Source organism: Micromonospora sp. WMMD736 (assembly GCF_049179015.1).
Classification (GTDB): Bacteria; Actinomycetota; Actinomycetes; order Mycobacteriales; family Micromonosporaceae; genus Micromonospora.
The window spans coordinates 7,035,861-7,050,813 of the sequence record NZ_JBMHMI010000001.1 but is presented as its reverse complement, the minus strand read 5'-3'; the positions used below and the strand labels follow the sequence as shown (position 1 = coordinate 7,050,813).

Below are 14,953 nucleotides of genomic sequence, written 5' to 3'. Positions count from 1 at the left end.
GGAGTCTCCTCAGGCATTGGGTCGGGTCTGGGCGTGGGGTGTCAGCCGGGCAAGCCGTTGCCGGTGTTGTTGCGTCGGGCCGACGGTCGGGAGGATGGAGTCGGCGGCAGAGGGCTGGTGGCTTGCGATCGCGCTGCCGCTGACGCGCGGGTGGTGCGCGGGCCGTACGCCGTCGTCGACGGCCAGCCCGTACCGCTCGGGGTTTGTGCCGCCGCCGGCCCCGGCCCGATCGATGACGGCGCCGCTCCGGGCCCATGCGGTGGCCGATTCGTCCCGCGCATGCCCTGGGCCGGCGGGTCCGCCGGCCAGCCGGTGCCGGAGTCGGTGTAGGCCCACCACCGACGCCAGCGAGGCATCCGCTGCGGCATCGCGGTGGCCGGGGTCCGCCCGGACGGCACCCTCGGGAGAGCACGCTCCGCGGAGGCCGGCGCCGCCGTCGGCGCGGTCCTGCGCGGAACGGGCCCAGGCCGTGGTCCGCCGCCGGTCGGTCTCGGCAACGATGGGCCGGCCCCCGGTCCCCCGGGGCCACCCTGGCCGGCGGCCACTCGCGCCGCCGACCGGCTGGCCTGTCGGCCACCGCGCCACAGACCCCCCGTCAGGGCCCGGCTGACCTGCTGCACGATCGCGACGCGGACGAACGTGCCGACGACGTTGTTGGACTGGCCCCCGGTGACATAGCGGCGCATCAGGGCGGGGATCTTCACCACGGCCAACAGCAGGCAGCAGATGATGAACAGGTTGAACGTCCCGGTCGGATCGTCGGGCAGGCCGAGGGCGGGCAGGTTCGCCGTCGGACTGAGGAAGACGGTCAGCGCGGTGTGCAGGGCGAGGGCTTGAGCGATGACGGTGGCCAGGGCACCGATGAAGGCCCGCCACCACAGCTTCGCCGCGGGTTCCGTCCACGGTGTGGCGTGGCAGGCCAACGCCACCGGTGCGATGCCGACGAGGATCACCAGCAGGCCGAGGCGCAGGATCCAACCAACCATGATCATTGCGACGAGAGCGGCGATGGCTATCCCGATGATCAGTGTGAGGAGCGCGTTGGCGGGGTTGGTGAGGGCGTCAACGACGGTGCGTTTCATCTGGGCGAGGGAGCCGTCGGTGGCGACGGAGTCACTGGTCAGTGCCTGGGTGAGCGCGTTGCCCAGTTCGATGAGCCCCTTCGACAACGGCGTCGCGAAGTTGGCTGCGATGAAGCCGATGACCAGGCGCGGCGCCAGCTCACCAACGCCGTAGCGTGCCTGCAGGCTGTCCCGACCTATGATCACGACACCGCAGGCGATGATCGCCAGCACGAAGCAGGTGTTAACGATCATCAGGGCTCGGGCGCTGATCGACTCCACCTGCGGCAGCCCAGTGACATCGGGTACGACGAGGAACGCCGAGGACAGCAACGACCACAGGGCGTCGATGATGTCGGCGACCCGCTGTGCCAGCCAGGTGAGGATCTCGTCCAGCAGGGTTCCGACTCCGACGATGTCCCAGAACATCGGAGTCAGGTCCCCAGGATGCCGCGCAGGATGGTCAGCAGCACCGGGGCCAGCACGGCGAGCGCGTAGCCCGTCGCTGCGCCCTTGAGTGCGCCCTTGGCCTTCTCCACCTGCCCGGGGTCGCCGCCGGCCATCAGGTACAGCGCCCCACCGTAGGTGAGGAACAGGGTGGCGACGCCGACGAGGATGCCAACGATCCACACGACCAGGTTGTTGATGACGGTCGGGAGGTCATTGACGGCAAGCAGGTCAGGCGCTCCGGCGATGGCCGGCGCGCCCAGGCCGAGCAGGACACTGGCGTTGGTCGTAGTGGACAGGGACAGTCGGTTCAGGATGCGGCGCATCGGTGGTCACCTCCCGCCCCACCTCTCGGTGGGGCGTGCTCGAAAGCGGTTGGGAGGCGCCGCCCGCACGAGCGGGGACCGTGGAAGCACTGCTCCTTCCACACCGGGTTCGGTTTCGTGGTGAGCACGGGCCTAAAGCCGGACCGAGTCACCACCCGTACCGGGCGGCGCCCGAGACCGCTCGCGCACCCCGGCTGGCATGTCGGAGGGGTGATCGGTCTCGTGACCGCCAAGAGCCCGTGTTGGGCCCGGTTCCCCGGGGCTGACCGGCCAACGCTGGCCAACCGTCACCCAACGGGTCGCCTGGTCACTGGCCGGGCCACGACCGCAGGGACGTGCGGCGAACCGGCTTGGCCGGACGGGTACGCAGCCTGACGTGGGCCAGTTCCCCGGCGCGGATGGCGTCCACCAGCCTCGACTCAGCCCGGTCGCGCCAGTGCGAGGCCAGCTGACCGGCGATGCCCCACCGGGCCGCCGCCGCTTGCACCGATGCGCCTTCCAGCCGCGTTTCGGCGATGATGTTGGCGTCGTCGGCGTCGATCACCCCGATCGCCACCGCGCGGGCCAGAACGAACTCCGGGTGGTCCCACGGCTGCAGCGGGGTACGCGGCCCGGGCGGCTCACTGTCGAAGGGTTCGGTGGTGACGTCGGCGTATCGCACCTTGAGTCCCGCCCGCCCGGCAGCGTCGAGCATGCGCGGAAGGATTCGCGGCTGGTCGACGTCCACCCTGCGCATCAGGCGGTCCCAGAAGGTCCCCAAAATCTCCGCGTCGATATCGTCGCTGTCGCCCCGGTAACCCCGCGCCAGCCCGCCGGCCAAGGCCCGCAGGCCGGGCATCGCGAGGCCGACCGCCCCCAACCCCCAGCCGGGGCCGTCCTGGCGCGACCGGACGACGAGTTCCCGCCAAACCAGGTCGCGTACCTGCCGCGAGGTGTCCCGGTCGAGGAGGAACCGCTTCAGCTCGTACAGGGACATCAGGCGGTCCGGGCAGCCGTCGAACCGGCAGCCGTCGAACTGGAGAGTCGTCGGCGGGTGGACGAGCAGGTCGAAAGCGCGCTGGGCGGAGTCCAGCGGAGACTCGGGCCACTCGGAAAAGGAGGGCATCGCAATACTCCCGGTGTGTGGCGGGCTGCCGCCGGCGGCGGTAGCTCTCGAGGCACATCCACACACGCGCACCCAACGCGACCTGGAGTTCGCCGATGCGCCACGGCTTCAGAAATCGGTGCACGCACGCTTGTTGTCCGCAGGCCAGAACGCCGGGACCGCCTGTTGGCCAACAGGACGTCGTACTTCGCGGGACCCCCTACGGAGATCACTAACAGGGCCTGTTTCGGCAGTTCAATAGTGCTGTTGGCTGGCGTTGGGTAGAAACTTTGCCAACGGGGTGCGTCCGGCTTTTCGTCTGCCCGTCCGCCGCGAGGTGGCACCTTACGGACCGAGTTGGCACCGTCCGGCTCGAGGCGGTCCAGCGTCGTAGGCGAGTATCGGATCTGTGGAGATCGTGGAGCAGTTCGTGCTGGGCAAGTCCGGCGATCCGCAAGTCTGCGAGGACTCAATCGTCGTGACCGCCGAGCATGCGGCTGTCATTGACGGCGCCACGGATGTGAGTGGCCGGCGCTACGGGAGCGCGGCGGGTGGATGGTGGGCTATGGCGGCTTGCCGGGACGTCCTGCAGCAGCTGCCGCACGACGTTGACTCACATCGAGCGGTTGCGGCCATGACCTCGGAACTGGCGGCCCGCCTCGACTCTGGGCTGACAGCAGCCGAGCGGCCGAGCGCGGCGGTCACCGTCTTTTCGCGAGCGCGTCGGGAGATCTGGCAAATCGGTGACGTCAGATTCTCCTATCGCGGACTCCCCGCGTCGGTCGGGCAGCCACGCAAACGTGTCGACCGCGTCGCTGCGTCGTTCCGGGCTGCGGTTCTCGCTGCGGAGGCCGCTGCCGGGACAATCAGCATGGATCGGGTGGTGGAAGCGGACCCAGGGCGGCTCGCGGCGCGAGCTCTGACCGGGCGGCAGGGTGCCATGCGCAACACCGTCGGGCCATATGGGTACGCCGCAATCGATGGGCAGCCCGTTCCTCCGTCGTTGGTGGTAGTGCATCCGGTGCCCGACGGCATCGACGAACTGGTGATTGCCAGCGACGGATATCCGGTCATCGGCGAGACACTGGCCACGTCCGAGTCAGAGCTTGCCTTGCTCCTGGCGAAAGACCCCTGGTGCGTAGCGGAGCTCGCCGGTACCAAGGCGATCTTGCCGGGACAGGTGAGCTTCGATGACCGGGCCTACCTACGTATTCGCCTCTGATCCAGCCGGGATCAGGTCGAACAACGGCAACCAAACCCATCGCCGAAAGTGCCGCTTAGACCCGGACAAGCAACCTCGATCTTGTCCGAGCGCACCTGGAACGACCGCAGCTCAGCGCTCACCACCAGATGCCACCTCTACCCGGACGGGACACCACCACTGAGATCGGCGCGGCCCCCGCAGACTCTCTGCCGCGACAATCTCCTCGCCGTGGCGAGACGTCCAGCCCAGCGCCCGGGGTCCCACGGATCTTGGTCATTCACGTACCGTGGTCCTACCTCGCCGTGGCGGGCGAATTACGGAAAGCGTTGACGAGCAGGAGGCCGGGGGCGAATGCAGCACGGCAGCAGGCGTGAACGCCCCGAACTGGCAAGTCTGGACTTCCTGGGCGACGATTCCGTCCTGCGCGAAAAGGCCGATCGTGCGCTGCGCGAGACGGGACGTGGGCTGCGACCCGAGGACTGCTCCGGGGCGGACCAAACCGGCTCCGTCCGCGTGGTGGTCGACACCCAACGAGAGGTCTCAGCTGTCACGATCGCTCGCGACTGGCGCAGCCACCTCGGCCCCAGCGGGTTCGCCGATGCGCTCTTCGAGGCGTACGCCGCCGCCGTGCAGGCTGCCCTCGAAGCGGCGGCGCTCCTTCATCTGCAGACGCAGGAGAGAGATCCTGCAGCGTCGGATCAGGCGCCGCTAGACAGGAGCCCCGATCGGGACGTCGACGAGTACACGTGGCTGCGCGACACCTGGCGAACTCTGTCCGACCTCGACGCTGAGCTCGACGCTGCGACTCGCTTGCCCAGGCGGACGGACGAGTCGAGCATGTCGAGCCCCAACGGCTGCCTGACGTTACACATCCGCGCCGGCGGCATCGCTGGCATCACCGGCGACGTCAGGCGGATCGCACGGGCGGACGCGGGTCAGCTGCAGTTCGAGGCCCGTTCCCTATTCCGCGCGTTCGAGCTGGCCAGCCCCGGACGGACTGGATCGTGAGGTAGTGAGATGGCTGACCTGAACGTCATCACCGATTCGCTACGCGATGAGGGAGGTAAATGGCTGACGCTGTCGGACCGTGTCGCTGCCATCAAGGTCGCTGCGGAGCAGCTGCATCTCGACCCGTCGGCCTTCTTCATCGGTGATGCGAACGTCCTTATCCACTCGCGGGCATACAACGACTTCCATACCTTCATGGTCGCCGTTCTGAGTGGGGCGGTGACCGAATTCGAACAGGTGGGTAAGGCCCTGCGACACATCGCCGACGAGTACGACCGGGCCGACGAGATCGTCTCACTGGACCTAAACAAGATCTACAAGGCCTAGCGGCCCACCGCGCGACGTTCGGAGAGGGCACGGAGCACCCCATGCAGCCAGGGACCACTGATCTTGAATACGGGGAACCGTTCAACAAGGCGTTCGACCAGATCCGCGCCGGCATCGACACCGCGATCGTCAAGTTCAATGAGATCGTCGAGCAGGTCCAGCAGTGGAAGTGGCTCCTCGGACCCGCAGCACTCTTGTGGATCAAGCACAGCCTGGACAGCACCAAAACGGCACTGAACGCCGTCCTCGACCGCGTCGAGCAGGCCTTGGAGCATCAACTGCCGGTGCTCTCGCTGATCGAGGTCAGCTTCCGCTGGGTCAACGACGTGAAGACCCCGGTCTCCGAGCTGTCGTCTGCCACCACCGACCCCGCCAACGAGAACCTGCCCAAGTGGACCGGCGACGCCGCGAGTGCCTACAACGCCAAGGCACTCAAGCAGAAGGCCGCGGTCGACGAGTCCGTCGTCAAGTCCGAGTTCATCAGCCAGTGGCTGTTCACGATCGCCAAGGCGAACGTCGACTACGCCGTTGAACTCGCGAAGATCGTGACGGGCCTGGTCGGCAAACTGGTACAGGCAGCCGGTGAAGGGGGAACCGTCATCGACCTACCGTGGGCCATCTCCACCCTCGCCGAGTCGGTCGGGGACCTGGTCACTGCCGGCCTGGACGTTCTGCTCACCATCGGCCAGCGTTTCGTCGACGCGCTGGGCAACGTCCGGGACATCGCGACGCAGGTCGGCGATCATTCGAAGCTGCCCGGTGGGCGGTGGCCGGAGGCCGTCCGGGGATGACCGACGGGCGCATCACCCCGTGGGTACGGCCGCCTGGGTCGCCTTGAGCAACGTCAGCGCCTTCGGCGCAAGTGTCTCGGTGGCGGCGTACGAGGCACCGCCGACGGCCAGCCAGACCTTCACCACCAGGTTGCCCGTGCGCGCGCGGACCATGTACTCGGCGTACTTGAAGCCGGGCTCGGAGCGCCTGGTGAAGGCTTCGGCCTCGTCGCCCACGCCGGTGATGACGCCGGCGGGAGTCATCACCGTCACCTGCGCCGTGGCCCGGTAGAGCAGCCGAGCCTCCTGCTCGCTGGCGGGCGTGGCCGCCTCCACCCGCAGGTTCGCCTGGTGCCCGTCCTTCGTTCGCATTTCGAACAGGCACGACGCACCCGGTTGCCCCAGCGGCGGCTTGGGATCGGTGCGGGTCACTGTCAGGGACAGCTCCGCCAACGGCCGAAGATCAGTACGCTTGCACAGCTCCAGATCTTGAGCGCGATACATGGGGCCGGCCGAGCCGGTGGGCGCGGTGGAGGCAACGCTGCTGGTGGCTGGCCCGACGGTCGGCGCACCGGCAGGATCCGGGGCACCGTCACAGGCGGCAGTGGCGAGCACCGCGACGAGCGCCACGACAAGACGAGAAACACCGGCCGGCGCAGACACGTCTCGAACATACCGCCTGCCCGGCTGGCAGACTGCCCGAGCGACGAGCCACTATGGTGCCGGGTATGACCGCCACAGAGACCCCGGAGCACATCGCCCGGACCCGCATGGTCACCGCCCGGGCGGTCCTGCAGGGCCAAGCTGATCTTCGGACGTACCCCTATCGTCTCTTGGCCGTGGTCTCCCACCACGGCGTCAGCGGCGAGAAGGTCAGCGAAGCGGTTGCTGCCGCCGAGGTCCTCGGCCAGTTCGGCTGGGACCTCGTCAACATCTCAGAGTTCGCCTCCAACAAGATCGTCTACGCCTTCCTGCGGCGACGGTGACGATGAGGCGGACGCTACCCCTGCGGACGGGCGTTGATCCGCTCGACGGGCGGGAGCCGCCGAACGGGTTCGTCACCGATGGAGTAAACCTCCAGGCAGCACAGATAGCCCTCACCATCAACGAGTAGCACGATGCCGGCGGAGAACTCGTCGTCGCAGATGTCAGCCGAGACTGGTACACCGGACAACACCGGAGCCGGCGCTGCGACGCGATCCACAGCAAGGTTGACGGTCACACAGCCGCACCCGCACCGACCCTCGACTGCGGCGAACGGCAACTGCGCACGCAACTCGTCGCGCCCAGGGAACGGCACGGACAACAGCCGCGCGATGACGTCCCGCTCGATGTCGCTGAGCGAGCGAGGCATGTCATTGCCGGTCATAGCGCCGCCTGATGGGGCAGGCCGGCATGGAACCGCAGCAGCCGGACCTTGTCCTCGCCCAGGATCGGACGAGCACGCTCGATCAGCGTGTCGAGTTCGGCGGCACGATCGCGGGATGGACCGTGATAGGTCGTGGCGGCCTGCCGATTGAGCCACGCGGTGAGGTCCGCCCGCGCGCTGCCGCGCAACCGGTCGTTGGCATCATCGATCAGCCGTAGGTTGGTGACCAGCCGTTGCCAGGCGTTCCCCGCGACCAGTAACCGGTAGCCCGCGAACCGGATATGCGGCGCGTTGCCCGGCCTGAGCAGGGCCTCAAGCATCTCCGGGTCAAGTGCGGGGAGGTCGTGTCGCAGGGCCGCCACCACCTGGCGGGCCACTGCACCAGACTCGTCGCGCAGCAGTGGCACCAGTTCGGCCGACCGGGTCACGCCGAGGCGACGCAGCGCTCGGACCGCTTCGACCCGACCACGCGAACGTGGATGCGCCAGCCACCGTCGAACCAGGCCGGCATCCTCGACGTCACCGGTCTCGCCCAGCCCGGCGATCACCCCCGGCGCCGGCGCCTCCCGCCGAGCACGCAGGCGATAGAACTCTGCCGGATCCGCTCCGCCGCGGCGGAGCGCGGCCTGAGCGATCGCCCGCACCAACGGATGCCGATCAGGCAACGCCGCCTCAGCAGCGCCCAGATCACCGACCGCAGTCACAGCCTGCAGCGCCTCAGCCCGAACCAGCGCAGTACGGCTGACCAGCAACCCCCGCAATTCAGCCGGGCCCGTCGCGGCCTGGACGGCACCACGGGCGCACAGGGACCGGATCGGCAGGTCGTCGTCCTTCATCGCCGCCGTGATCAACCGGCTCACACTCAACAGGCCACCGGCCGTCGCTGCCCGGTACGCCGCCCGCCGGGTCCGACGATCCCGCGCCGCCAGCAACGGCTCCAGGCCGCTCAAGGGCAGGTCCCGCAGGACACCGTCGACGCGCTCGGCCAACCAGGCGCCCTGACCCCGACTGCGCAGCGCGAACGCCATCTCCGTGAGCTGGGTCAACGACTCCAGCGATGACGCCAGCCGACCATCCACCGCCGCCCTTGCCCGCTGGCGCACCTCGGCCACCCAGTCCGCGCTGCGAAGCGCCAGCACCGCCACCGCAGCCGGATGCGCGTGATCAGCCAGGTGAACGACCGCCGCTTCACGGATCCGCCCGTCACGGTGACAGCCGGCCACGACCAGGCGCAGTAACTCCACCTCACCGTCAGCCAGGTCCGCCGCGAGTCTCCGCGACCAGCGCGGCGCCGACCACCACCGCTCCCGCAGCGCTTCATCCACCGGCAACCACCACCGCGAATCAGCGGAACCGAGCGCATCCACAGTTGCGTCCTTCAGGCCGGGCTCACCGTCGCGGGCCACCGTCAGCAACACGGCAGAGAACTCTGCAGGGCTGACGCTTCGATCGTCGCCGCCGGCCGCAGCCCGCAGCCACTCGGTGGCCGGCAGGTCAGGCAGGTAATCACGTTCAGGCAACTCGCTCGAGCCGGCAGACATGGCTCGCAGCCACCGCCGCAGCACTGTGCCCAGCGACATCGCGCCCCCGTCCCCTACCGCCGACCACCATGATCGCAGCCATTCTGTCGCCCATGAGCCGACAGGGCGAGCGCATTCACCCGCAGCCTCGCGGCGACTCCGAAGCGGGTGGCGACCAACCGTCAGACATCGCCCAGACCAACTAAATGATCTTCGCGGTACGGAGAAGGCGGCCAGCCGCCGTTGGACCGAAACTCGTCGTCGTTGGGTGACGGCGCCCCCGCTGTTGGGCTGACCTGGCGGGCACGTCGCTATCCCTGTTCTCCGGATGAGTCTGCCGCGATCATTTGTCGGGCACGACCCCAGGGACGACCGCTGCCGTCAACGTGCGGAGCGCTGGTCGATGGCGAGCCTCAGCGCAACACGCCGTCCGTGCCGTCGTCGTCCGCGCCCCATACGTCGTCGTCTTCCCTGAGCCAGGTGCCGTGTTGGGACTCTTCGTTGCCGTCGTCGGCCCCGCTGTTCGTCCCAGCCAGGCCGCCCCGGACGCCACCGCCGGCAGCACGGGAGCCCGTGCTGCCGGACCCACCCCGGCCGCCCGCGCCGACCATGCCAGGTGCCATCGCCGCACCGCCCCTGCTGGACGGACCATTGGCACCGCGCCCCGCCCCACCGGCACCAGCCGCGCCGCCCATCATCGGCGACATGCCGAGGCTGACCGGGCGGCCCAGGGAACCGCCGCCCGGAATAGGGGCACCGGCCCCGCCCAGGCCTGCCGTGCCACCAAGACCACCGCCCCCAGCGCCCAGGCCAGTCGCGCTGGGCACGCCACCGCCGGCACCGAACCCGGAGTTCACGCCGGTGAGGGTCGCCGTACCTGCGCCTGCCCCGGCCAAGCCGCTGCTGTACTCGCCGGCCAGAACGCCGTCACCGAGGTCGTTACCGACGCCCGAGGACGCGCCGCTGCCGGTTGGGGTGTTGGCGTCGTAGCCGCCGGTGCCGGAGGAGAGATCCGGGTGGCTGGCCGAGCCGAGGCCTGCCCCGCCGGAGCTGACGTGGCCGGTTCCCAGAGAAGGTTCACCGCCGAGACCGCCGGTTGAAGGCCCTCCACCGAGGCTGGCCGCCTGGCCGGCACCGCCGGTGCCCGTCGGACCTTCCAGGTCCACCCCGCTCGGACCGCTGCCTGTGCGCTTCTCCGACAGATCACCTCCGGGCGTCTCCCGCTCCCGGGCTGCGTAGTCGTTGCTGACCTGGTCGTAGGCTTTGCGCGCGTCCTCGGTGTTGTTGTTGAAGAATTCGCCGATCCGGTCGTTGAGCTGGCCGAGCTTCTCCATCGGCCAACTACCCGCGAAGTCGGCCCGGATGCTCGCCTCGAACAGCCCCGTCTCGATGACTATGGCACCATTGCGGGCCGCCGCCAGGTCGCCCACGCACCCCTGTGGGACCGGCATCGCGTTCTGCGCACGCTCCAGATCCTGCGCCGCGGTTTGCAGGACGGTCACGATGCTGTGCTGACCGCTGCCCGACTCCCGGGCGCCGTCCACAATCGTTTCGGCCTGCTTGGCCAGCCCTTCCATGTGCGTGCGAAACGCGTCATACGCCGGGCCCTTCCAGCTCTCGCCCAGGTCGATGACGTCGGCGTCCACCAGCCGCTTCACCTCCTCAACGTTGCCCAGCAGCGCCTGCCAGCCCAACGCCGCGCTGGTGATATCGGCCGGCCGGCCGGCGACCAGCACCTGCCGCGCCATGTCCTCCCAGCTCAGGGCGCTCACGTCAGACTCCTTCCGCGCTGGGGCCTAGACCCAGGCCGCTGGCCTTCAAGGTCCGCTGCATCTCCTGCGCTGACATCTTGTTCGCGTCTTCGGCGGTGTCGTACTTGCGCTTGACCTCGCGCAGCGCATCGGCCGCCCGGTACATGTCGTCGGAGAGCTTCGTCAGCGACTCCGAGGTCGTCCGGTGCAGAGCATGGTGCGCCGCGGCCAGGCTCAGCCCTTTGGGAAAGCTGCCCAGCGCGCCGCCCGGGCTGGCCAGCGCCGCTTCGCCGCCGAGCAGGTCCTTGATCTCCTCCATGTCGACGGCGAGCCGGCGCAAGTAGCTTGCATGCCGCTCGATGTTGTCGGCGGCCGCTTCCAGACGGTCCGCCTCCCACTCGGTAACGTCGCGCTGACCGGGCCCATCCACGAGCTGCGACGGCGCCGATCCTGCGCCGGCGCGGACGTCATCCTGGCGGAACCCAACGGACGGCCCGTGCGCAGCCACCGTGGCAATAGGCCGCAACGGGCCGCCCGCCGGCATCGCATCAGCGACGCCGGGCGGCACCCGCATCCAGGCCTCCACCTGCGGTGGGCTGTTGCCCTCGTCGCTCATCTCCGTCCTCCCCGTTGATCGGTCAGTGGTGTATCAGCGCTGGTGCGGGCCGCCCAAGCCCTGGGGCGGTGCGGTCCCGGGCTGCCCCGATCCACCGGGCTGCCCCGGTAGCGCCGCGGGCGGAGGGAGTGGGGGTCCGGGCTGCGGCCTGGGCTGATGTGGATGAGGATGCTGCGCATCCGACCGCGGGGGCGGCGAAACTCCCGGCGGGCCGTAGCCGGGCGGCGGGACGCCCGGGTGGCCGTACCCGGGCGGCGGGAACTCCGGACCACCCACCAGCGCTCTGCCCGGTCCGGGTCCGACCGGCGGCGCGGTGCGACGGCGCCGACGGCGGGCGACGACTACGGCCAGCACCACCGCGCCGATGACGACGGTCAGGCACAGCACGCCCGCGACCATGATGCCGGTCTTGTTCTTAACCTTGATGGCGACAGCCGGCCCTCCAGTCTGCCCGCCTGCGGGGGAGGCCGTCGCTCCGTCCGGCTGCGCGCCGGCAGCCAGCAGCGGGTTGACGTCTACGGCTGACACCGGCCGCTGCAGCGCCGCAAGCACATCCACCGCGCCGAAGCCGAACTCCGGATCCCGACCCGGCACCCCCACGTCCCGGGCCGTCCGGATCAGGCGATTGATCACGTTCGCCGCGTCCAGGTCCGGGTAGCGTGACCGCACCAGCGCGACCACCCCGGCCGTGATGGCAGTCGCCTGACTAGTGCCCGAGGCAACCGCGTAACCGTTGCCCTCGACCACCGTCGGCACGGGAGCGATGATGTCGTCACCCGGAGCGGCGAGGACCACCTCGGAGCCGCCGACCGAGTAGCGGGAGAGGTCCCCCGACCTGGTTGTCGCATTGACCGCAATCACACCGGGCGCGATCGCCGGAGAGTTGACCGTCCGCCCGCCCTCACCGGTTGCGGCGACCAGCACGACGTTCTTGCTCAGGGCGTACTGGACCGCCTCGACGATCCGGACGCTGGCGGGCTGCTCGAAGCCGATGGACAGGCTGATCACGTCGGCTCCGGCATCGGTGGCCCAGCGGATGTCCCGCGCCACCTCAGCGTCGTTGCCGTCGCCCTCGCTGCCACTCAGCGCGATCGGCAGGACCTTCGCCTCCGGCGCGATCCCCAGCTGCCGGTTCCGGTCGCCGCCCCGCCCGACGATCAGGCCAGCCATCGACGTGCCGTGTCCCGCCTCCTTATCCCGGTCGATCTGGCCTTGCGGAGATCCCGCTGGGGCGGCACCGGGGCGGCCGGTCAGTTGGCCCGCGAGCGCCGGGTGCGTCGCGTCGACACCGCTGTCGATGACAGCGATCGTCACCCCACGTCCCTTAGTGATCTCGTGGGCCTGCGGAATCTGCAGCGCGTCGAGATACCACTGCAGACCGCGTACCGTGTCGGCCGCCGACGCTGGAGCTGGCACGCCCACCACCCCGGACCCAACCACCACGCCGACCATCGACACGGCGACGGCGAACTTCAGCCCTGATCGGCGACCCTCACCCGTACGCACGGCACTCCCCGAACCTCGTCGACTAGCTACACGCGGCGGCTCCGGTCCGGCTCGAGCCGGACCGGAGCCGCACGTCTGATGTTCTCAGCCCCGCACCTTGGTTGGCCTCGCCCATCTTGGTGGAGACGTCGCTGCGCGGCCAGCACCGGCGGCGCCGCCGATCTCATTCAAAATCTTGCCAACGTCCCGGACGGCGGGGCAGTCGCTGCTTCGATCTCAAACACCAGTTCACGCCCTTCCGTCTCTTGTGGCGCTGGAACCGCAAGGCGGCCCTCCACCGCATGGCCGCCAACCAACCGGCCGCGTTGCAGGTGAGACGCTAGCGCAACGCGTCAAGATCCCGCCACCCTGTGTTACCAGCTGAGCCGGCACGACACCTCGTGCAGGTGATCCGACGGTCGCCATCCACGCCGGACTCGTCGGCAACCCGCCGCACAGTCCGACACCACCGCCGGACCGGAGGTTGGCCAACCGTTGGCCAACGGTTGGGTAGCCAACGCGCTGCTCCCCCAGCAAAACCCACCGTCACGACCGCTCTTGGTGGTCGTGAGCACGGGCCAGCCGGTGTGGAAGCCACCCACCGATGACCAGATCCTCCGCGACACCCGAGAATCCCAGCGGGCCGGACCCATCGTCCCGAGACGGCAGACCCGACCCATACGCCGACAGCTCCACCTTCGGCCACCACCACGACTTCCTTCACGTCGACGTCACCGTCGGTGGCTCGCCGACCTGGATATCGGTGTGGCGCAGCGGCGCCCTTGGCGAGATCAGCGAGTCCACGTTTCGCCGCCAGCTGGCGCGTCGGATCATCGCCGTCTACAGCCGGCGCGGCACGACCGTGGTCGACTTCGACGGCGACCCGACCGTTCGCGACGAGAGCATTGCCGCAGGCCGCGCCTACCGTTCTGTCACCCATGATGCGGACCTGGCCGGTCTTGACACCGTGGAGCAGGTCGACCTGGTCGTACTGCGCTGGCCGCGACCCCAGCCGCTTGCGCGACCCAGGCCGGTCGACGGTGCGGTGGCCGATCTCTTCCGTGCCCTCCGGCTGGTCATTAGCCCGGACGGCTTCGCGGTCCTCATCGTCGAGCAACGTCCGACCCAACCGTTTCCGACCGAGGTCGTGCACCTGGCCGGGCTTGTCCCCGAGGCCCACGCCGGTGGGATGGACTACCTCCAGCACATTCTCGCGATCACCACACCAGTAGGCCTCGCTGCGGACAGCGCAGACGCCGAACGGTCAGCGGCCAGTCAGTACGGCTCGCCGACTCACCTGCTGGTCTTCGTCGTACGAGCAGGCCACCGTGACTGACCAGCCGGAGACTGCCGCCCACCACCGTCCGTCGCGTCGCCGCCCAGCCCGTCCGCGGGTACGGCCAATCAGCTACCGACAGGCGTGCGCCTACATCAGCGGCCACCATCAGCAGCGCGAACGACCGCAGGGACACACGTTCTCCCTCGGTCTGACCAACCAAGCCGGCCACCTCATCGGGGTCGCAATGGTCGGCCGTCCCGACGTCCGCCACCACGACGACGGCCTGACCGCCGAAGTCACCCGCCTGGCGACCGACGGGCCACGCAACGCGCACTCGGTCCTGCTTGCCGCCGCATGGCGAGTCGCCCGGCGCATGGGCTACCGACGCATGATCACCTACACCCGCACCGACAGGCCCGCCGCCGGCCTGCGGGCCGCGGGTTGGAAGGTCGTCACCGAAACGCCTCCCGCGCACGGGCGAAATCGGCTCAGCCGGCACCGAGCGCCGCGCAGCACCGGCGACGCAACCCGCACACACTGGCAGGTCACCACCGAGGACTGGCGTACCCGAACCGAAGCCGCCGACCGCGTCCCCCGGCAGGCCAGAGAGGTACAGGACCCACGGTGACCGGCCACACCACAGCCGCGCACGCACCAGCAGATCGGTTGCTCAACCACCGCGACGGGCCCATCGGCACCCTGCGGC

16 protein-coding genes are annotated in these 14,953 nt (G+C 69.4%); 7 read left to right on the top strand and 9 right to left on the bottom strand.

The features are described 5' to 3' along the window. Positions 1 to 41: 41 nt before the first annotated feature. The 3 genes from ACN269_RS32075 to ACN269_RS32065 form a co-directional block, all read right to left on the bottom strand. On the bottom strand, positions 42 to 1,490 hold the full coding sequence (locus ACN269_RS32075) for a hypothetical protein (RefSeq protein WP_421476130.1): 1,449 nt from the start codon (positions 1,488 to 1,490) through the stop codon (positions 42 to 44). A gap of 5 nt (positions 1,491 to 1,495) precedes the next feature. Then, the gene (locus ACN269_RS32070) at positions 1,496 to 1,834 is read right to left on the bottom strand and encodes a pilin (RefSeq protein ID WP_357108047.1); all 339 of its coding nucleotides are present in this window, start codon (positions 1,832 to 1,834) and stop codon (positions 1,496 to 1,498) included. Positions 1,835 to 2,141: 307 nt separating this feature from the next. Continuing rightward, the gene (locus ACN269_RS32065) at positions 2,142 to 2,939 is read right to left on the bottom strand and encodes a hypothetical protein (protein WP_421476128.1); all 798 of its coding nucleotides are present in this window, start codon (positions 2,937 to 2,939) and stop codon (positions 2,142 to 2,144) included. A gap of 388 nt (positions 2,940 to 3,327) precedes the next feature. Between ACN269_RS32065 and ACN269_RS32060 the strand changes: the two genes are divergently transcribed. From ACN269_RS32060 to ACN269_RS32045, 4 genes are all read left to right on the top strand, one after another. Next, positions 3,328 to 4,140 (top strand): hypothetical protein, encoded by an 813-nt coding sequence (locus ACN269_RS32060; protein ID WP_421476126.1) that lies wholly within the window; start codon positions 3,328 to 3,330, stop codon positions 4,138 to 4,140. Positions 4,141 to 4,473: 333 nt separating this feature from the next. After that, positions 4,474 to 5,130, top strand: a complete 657-nt coding sequence (locus tag ACN269_RS32055) for a hypothetical protein (protein ID WP_421476124.1) — start codon at positions 4,474 to 4,476, stop codon at positions 5,128 to 5,130. Positions 5,131 to 5,139: 9 nt separating this feature from the next. After that, positions 5,140 to 5,457 (top strand): hypothetical protein, encoded by a 318-nt coding sequence (locus tag ACN269_RS32050; protein ID WP_421476123.1) that lies wholly within the window; start codon positions 5,140 to 5,142, stop codon positions 5,455 to 5,457. Positions 5,458 to 5,498: 41 nt separating this feature from the next. Then, on the top strand, positions 5,499 to 6,248 hold the full coding sequence (locus ACN269_RS32045) for a hypothetical protein (protein WP_421476121.1): 750 nt from the start codon (positions 5,499 to 5,501) through the stop codon (positions 6,246 to 6,248). Between the two features lie 12 nt (positions 6,249 to 6,260). Here the strand turns inward: ACN269_RS32045 and ACN269_RS32040 are convergent, their stop codons facing one another. Further along, the gene (locus ACN269_RS32040) at positions 6,261 to 6,857 is read right to left on the bottom strand and encodes a hypothetical protein (RefSeq protein WP_421476119.1); all 597 of its coding nucleotides are present in this window, start codon (positions 6,855 to 6,857) and stop codon (positions 6,261 to 6,263) included. Positions 6,858 to 6,955: 98 nt separating this feature from the next. Here ACN269_RS32040 and ACN269_RS32035 point away from each other — a divergent pair, with 98 nt between their 5' ends. Continuing rightward, on the top strand, positions 6,956 to 7,213 hold the full coding sequence (locus ACN269_RS32035; RefSeq protein WP_421476117.1) for a transcriptional regulator: 258 nt from the start codon (positions 6,956 to 6,958) through the stop codon (positions 7,211 to 7,213). A gap of 14 nt (positions 7,214 to 7,227) precedes the next feature. Here ACN269_RS32035 and ACN269_RS32030 read toward each other — a convergent pair whose 3' ends face one another. The 5 genes from ACN269_RS32030 to ACN269_RS32010 form a co-directional block, all read right to left on the bottom strand. Next, the gene (locus ACN269_RS32030; protein ID WP_421476115.1) at positions 7,228 to 7,596 is read right to left on the bottom strand and encodes a hypothetical protein; all 369 of its coding nucleotides are present in this window, start codon (positions 7,594 to 7,596) and stop codon (positions 7,228 to 7,230) included. Further along, positions 7,593 to 9,116 carry a hypothetical protein gene (locus tag ACN269_RS32025; protein ID WP_421476113.1) on the bottom strand — a complete coding sequence of 508 codons (1,524 nt, stop codon included), beginning with the start codon at positions 9,114 to 9,116 and terminating at the stop codon, positions 7,593 to 7,595. Before ACN269_RS32025 ends, ACN269_RS32030 begins: the two co-directional genes overlap by 4 nt. Positions 9,117 to 9,529: 413 nt before the next feature. After that, the gene (locus tag ACN269_RS32020; protein WP_421476112.1) at positions 9,530 to 10,888 is read right to left on the bottom strand and encodes a WXG100 family type VII secretion target; all 1,359 of its coding nucleotides are present in this window, start codon (positions 10,886 to 10,888) and stop codon (positions 9,530 to 9,532) included. Between the two features lies 1 nt (position 10,889). Further along, positions 10,890 to 11,483, bottom strand: a complete 594-nt coding sequence (locus tag ACN269_RS32015; protein ID WP_421476110.1) for a hypothetical protein — start codon at positions 11,481 to 11,483, stop codon at positions 10,890 to 10,892. Between the two features lie 33 nt (positions 11,484 to 11,516). After that, a complete protein-coding gene (locus ACN269_RS32010) occupies positions 11,517 to 12,899 on the bottom strand; it encodes a S8 family serine peptidase (protein WP_421476109.1) in 1,383 nt (460 codons plus the stop codon). An 832-nt stretch (positions 12,900 to 13,731) separates the two neighbouring features. Here ACN269_RS32010 and ACN269_RS32005 point away from each other — a divergent pair. After that, complete coding sequence (locus ACN269_RS32005; RefSeq protein WP_421476108.1) at positions 13,732 to 14,304, top strand: hypothetical protein; 573 nt, start codon at positions 13,732 to 13,734, stop codon at positions 14,302 to 14,304. Next, entirely contained in the window at positions 14,297 to 14,875 is a 579-nt protein-coding gene (locus tag ACN269_RS32000) for an XF1762 family protein (RefSeq protein ID WP_269679783.1), read from the top strand. Before ACN269_RS32005 ends, ACN269_RS32000 begins: the two co-directional genes overlap by 8 nt. Positions 14,876 to 14,953: the final 78 nt, after the last annotated feature.

What these genes read in the sequence shown, in the direction of transcription:
- ACN269_RS32035 (WP_421476117.1), top strand. Translation starts at nt 6,956, where the DNA reads ATGACCGCCACAGAGACCCCGGAGCACATCGCCCGGACCCGCATGGTC.
- ACN269_RS32070 (WP_357108047.1), bottom strand. Translation starts at nt 1,834, where the DNA reads ATGCGCCGCATCCTGAACCGACTGTCCCTGTCCACTACGACCAACGCC.
- ACN269_RS32045 (WP_421476121.1), top strand. Translation starts at nt 5,499, where the DNA reads ATGCAGCCAGGGACCACTGATCTTGAATACGGGGAACCGTTCAACAAG.
- ACN269_RS32065 (WP_421476128.1), bottom strand. Translation starts at nt 2,939, where the DNA reads ATGCCCTCCTTTTCCGAGTGGCCCGAGTCTCCGCTGGACTCCGCCCAG.
- ACN269_RS32075 (WP_421476130.1), bottom strand. Translation starts at nt 1,490, where the DNA reads ATGTTCTGGGACATCGTCGGAGTCGGAACCCTGCTGGACGAGATCCTC.
- ACN269_RS32050 (WP_421476123.1), top strand. Translation starts at nt 5,140, where the DNA reads ATGGCTGACCTGAACGTCATCACCGATTCGCTACGCGATGAGGGAGGT.
- ACN269_RS32030 (WP_421476115.1), bottom strand. Translation starts at nt 7,596, where the DNA reads ATGACCGGCAATGACATGCCTCGCTCGCTCAGCGACATCGAGCGGGAC.
- ACN269_RS32015 (WP_421476110.1), bottom strand. Translation starts at nt 11,483, where the DNA reads ATGAGCGACGAGGGCAACAGCCCACCGCAGGTGGAGGCCTGGATGCGG.
- ACN269_RS32055 (WP_421476124.1), top strand. Translation starts at nt 4,474, where the DNA reads ATGCAGCACGGCAGCAGGCGTGAACGCCCCGAACTGGCAAGTCTGGAC.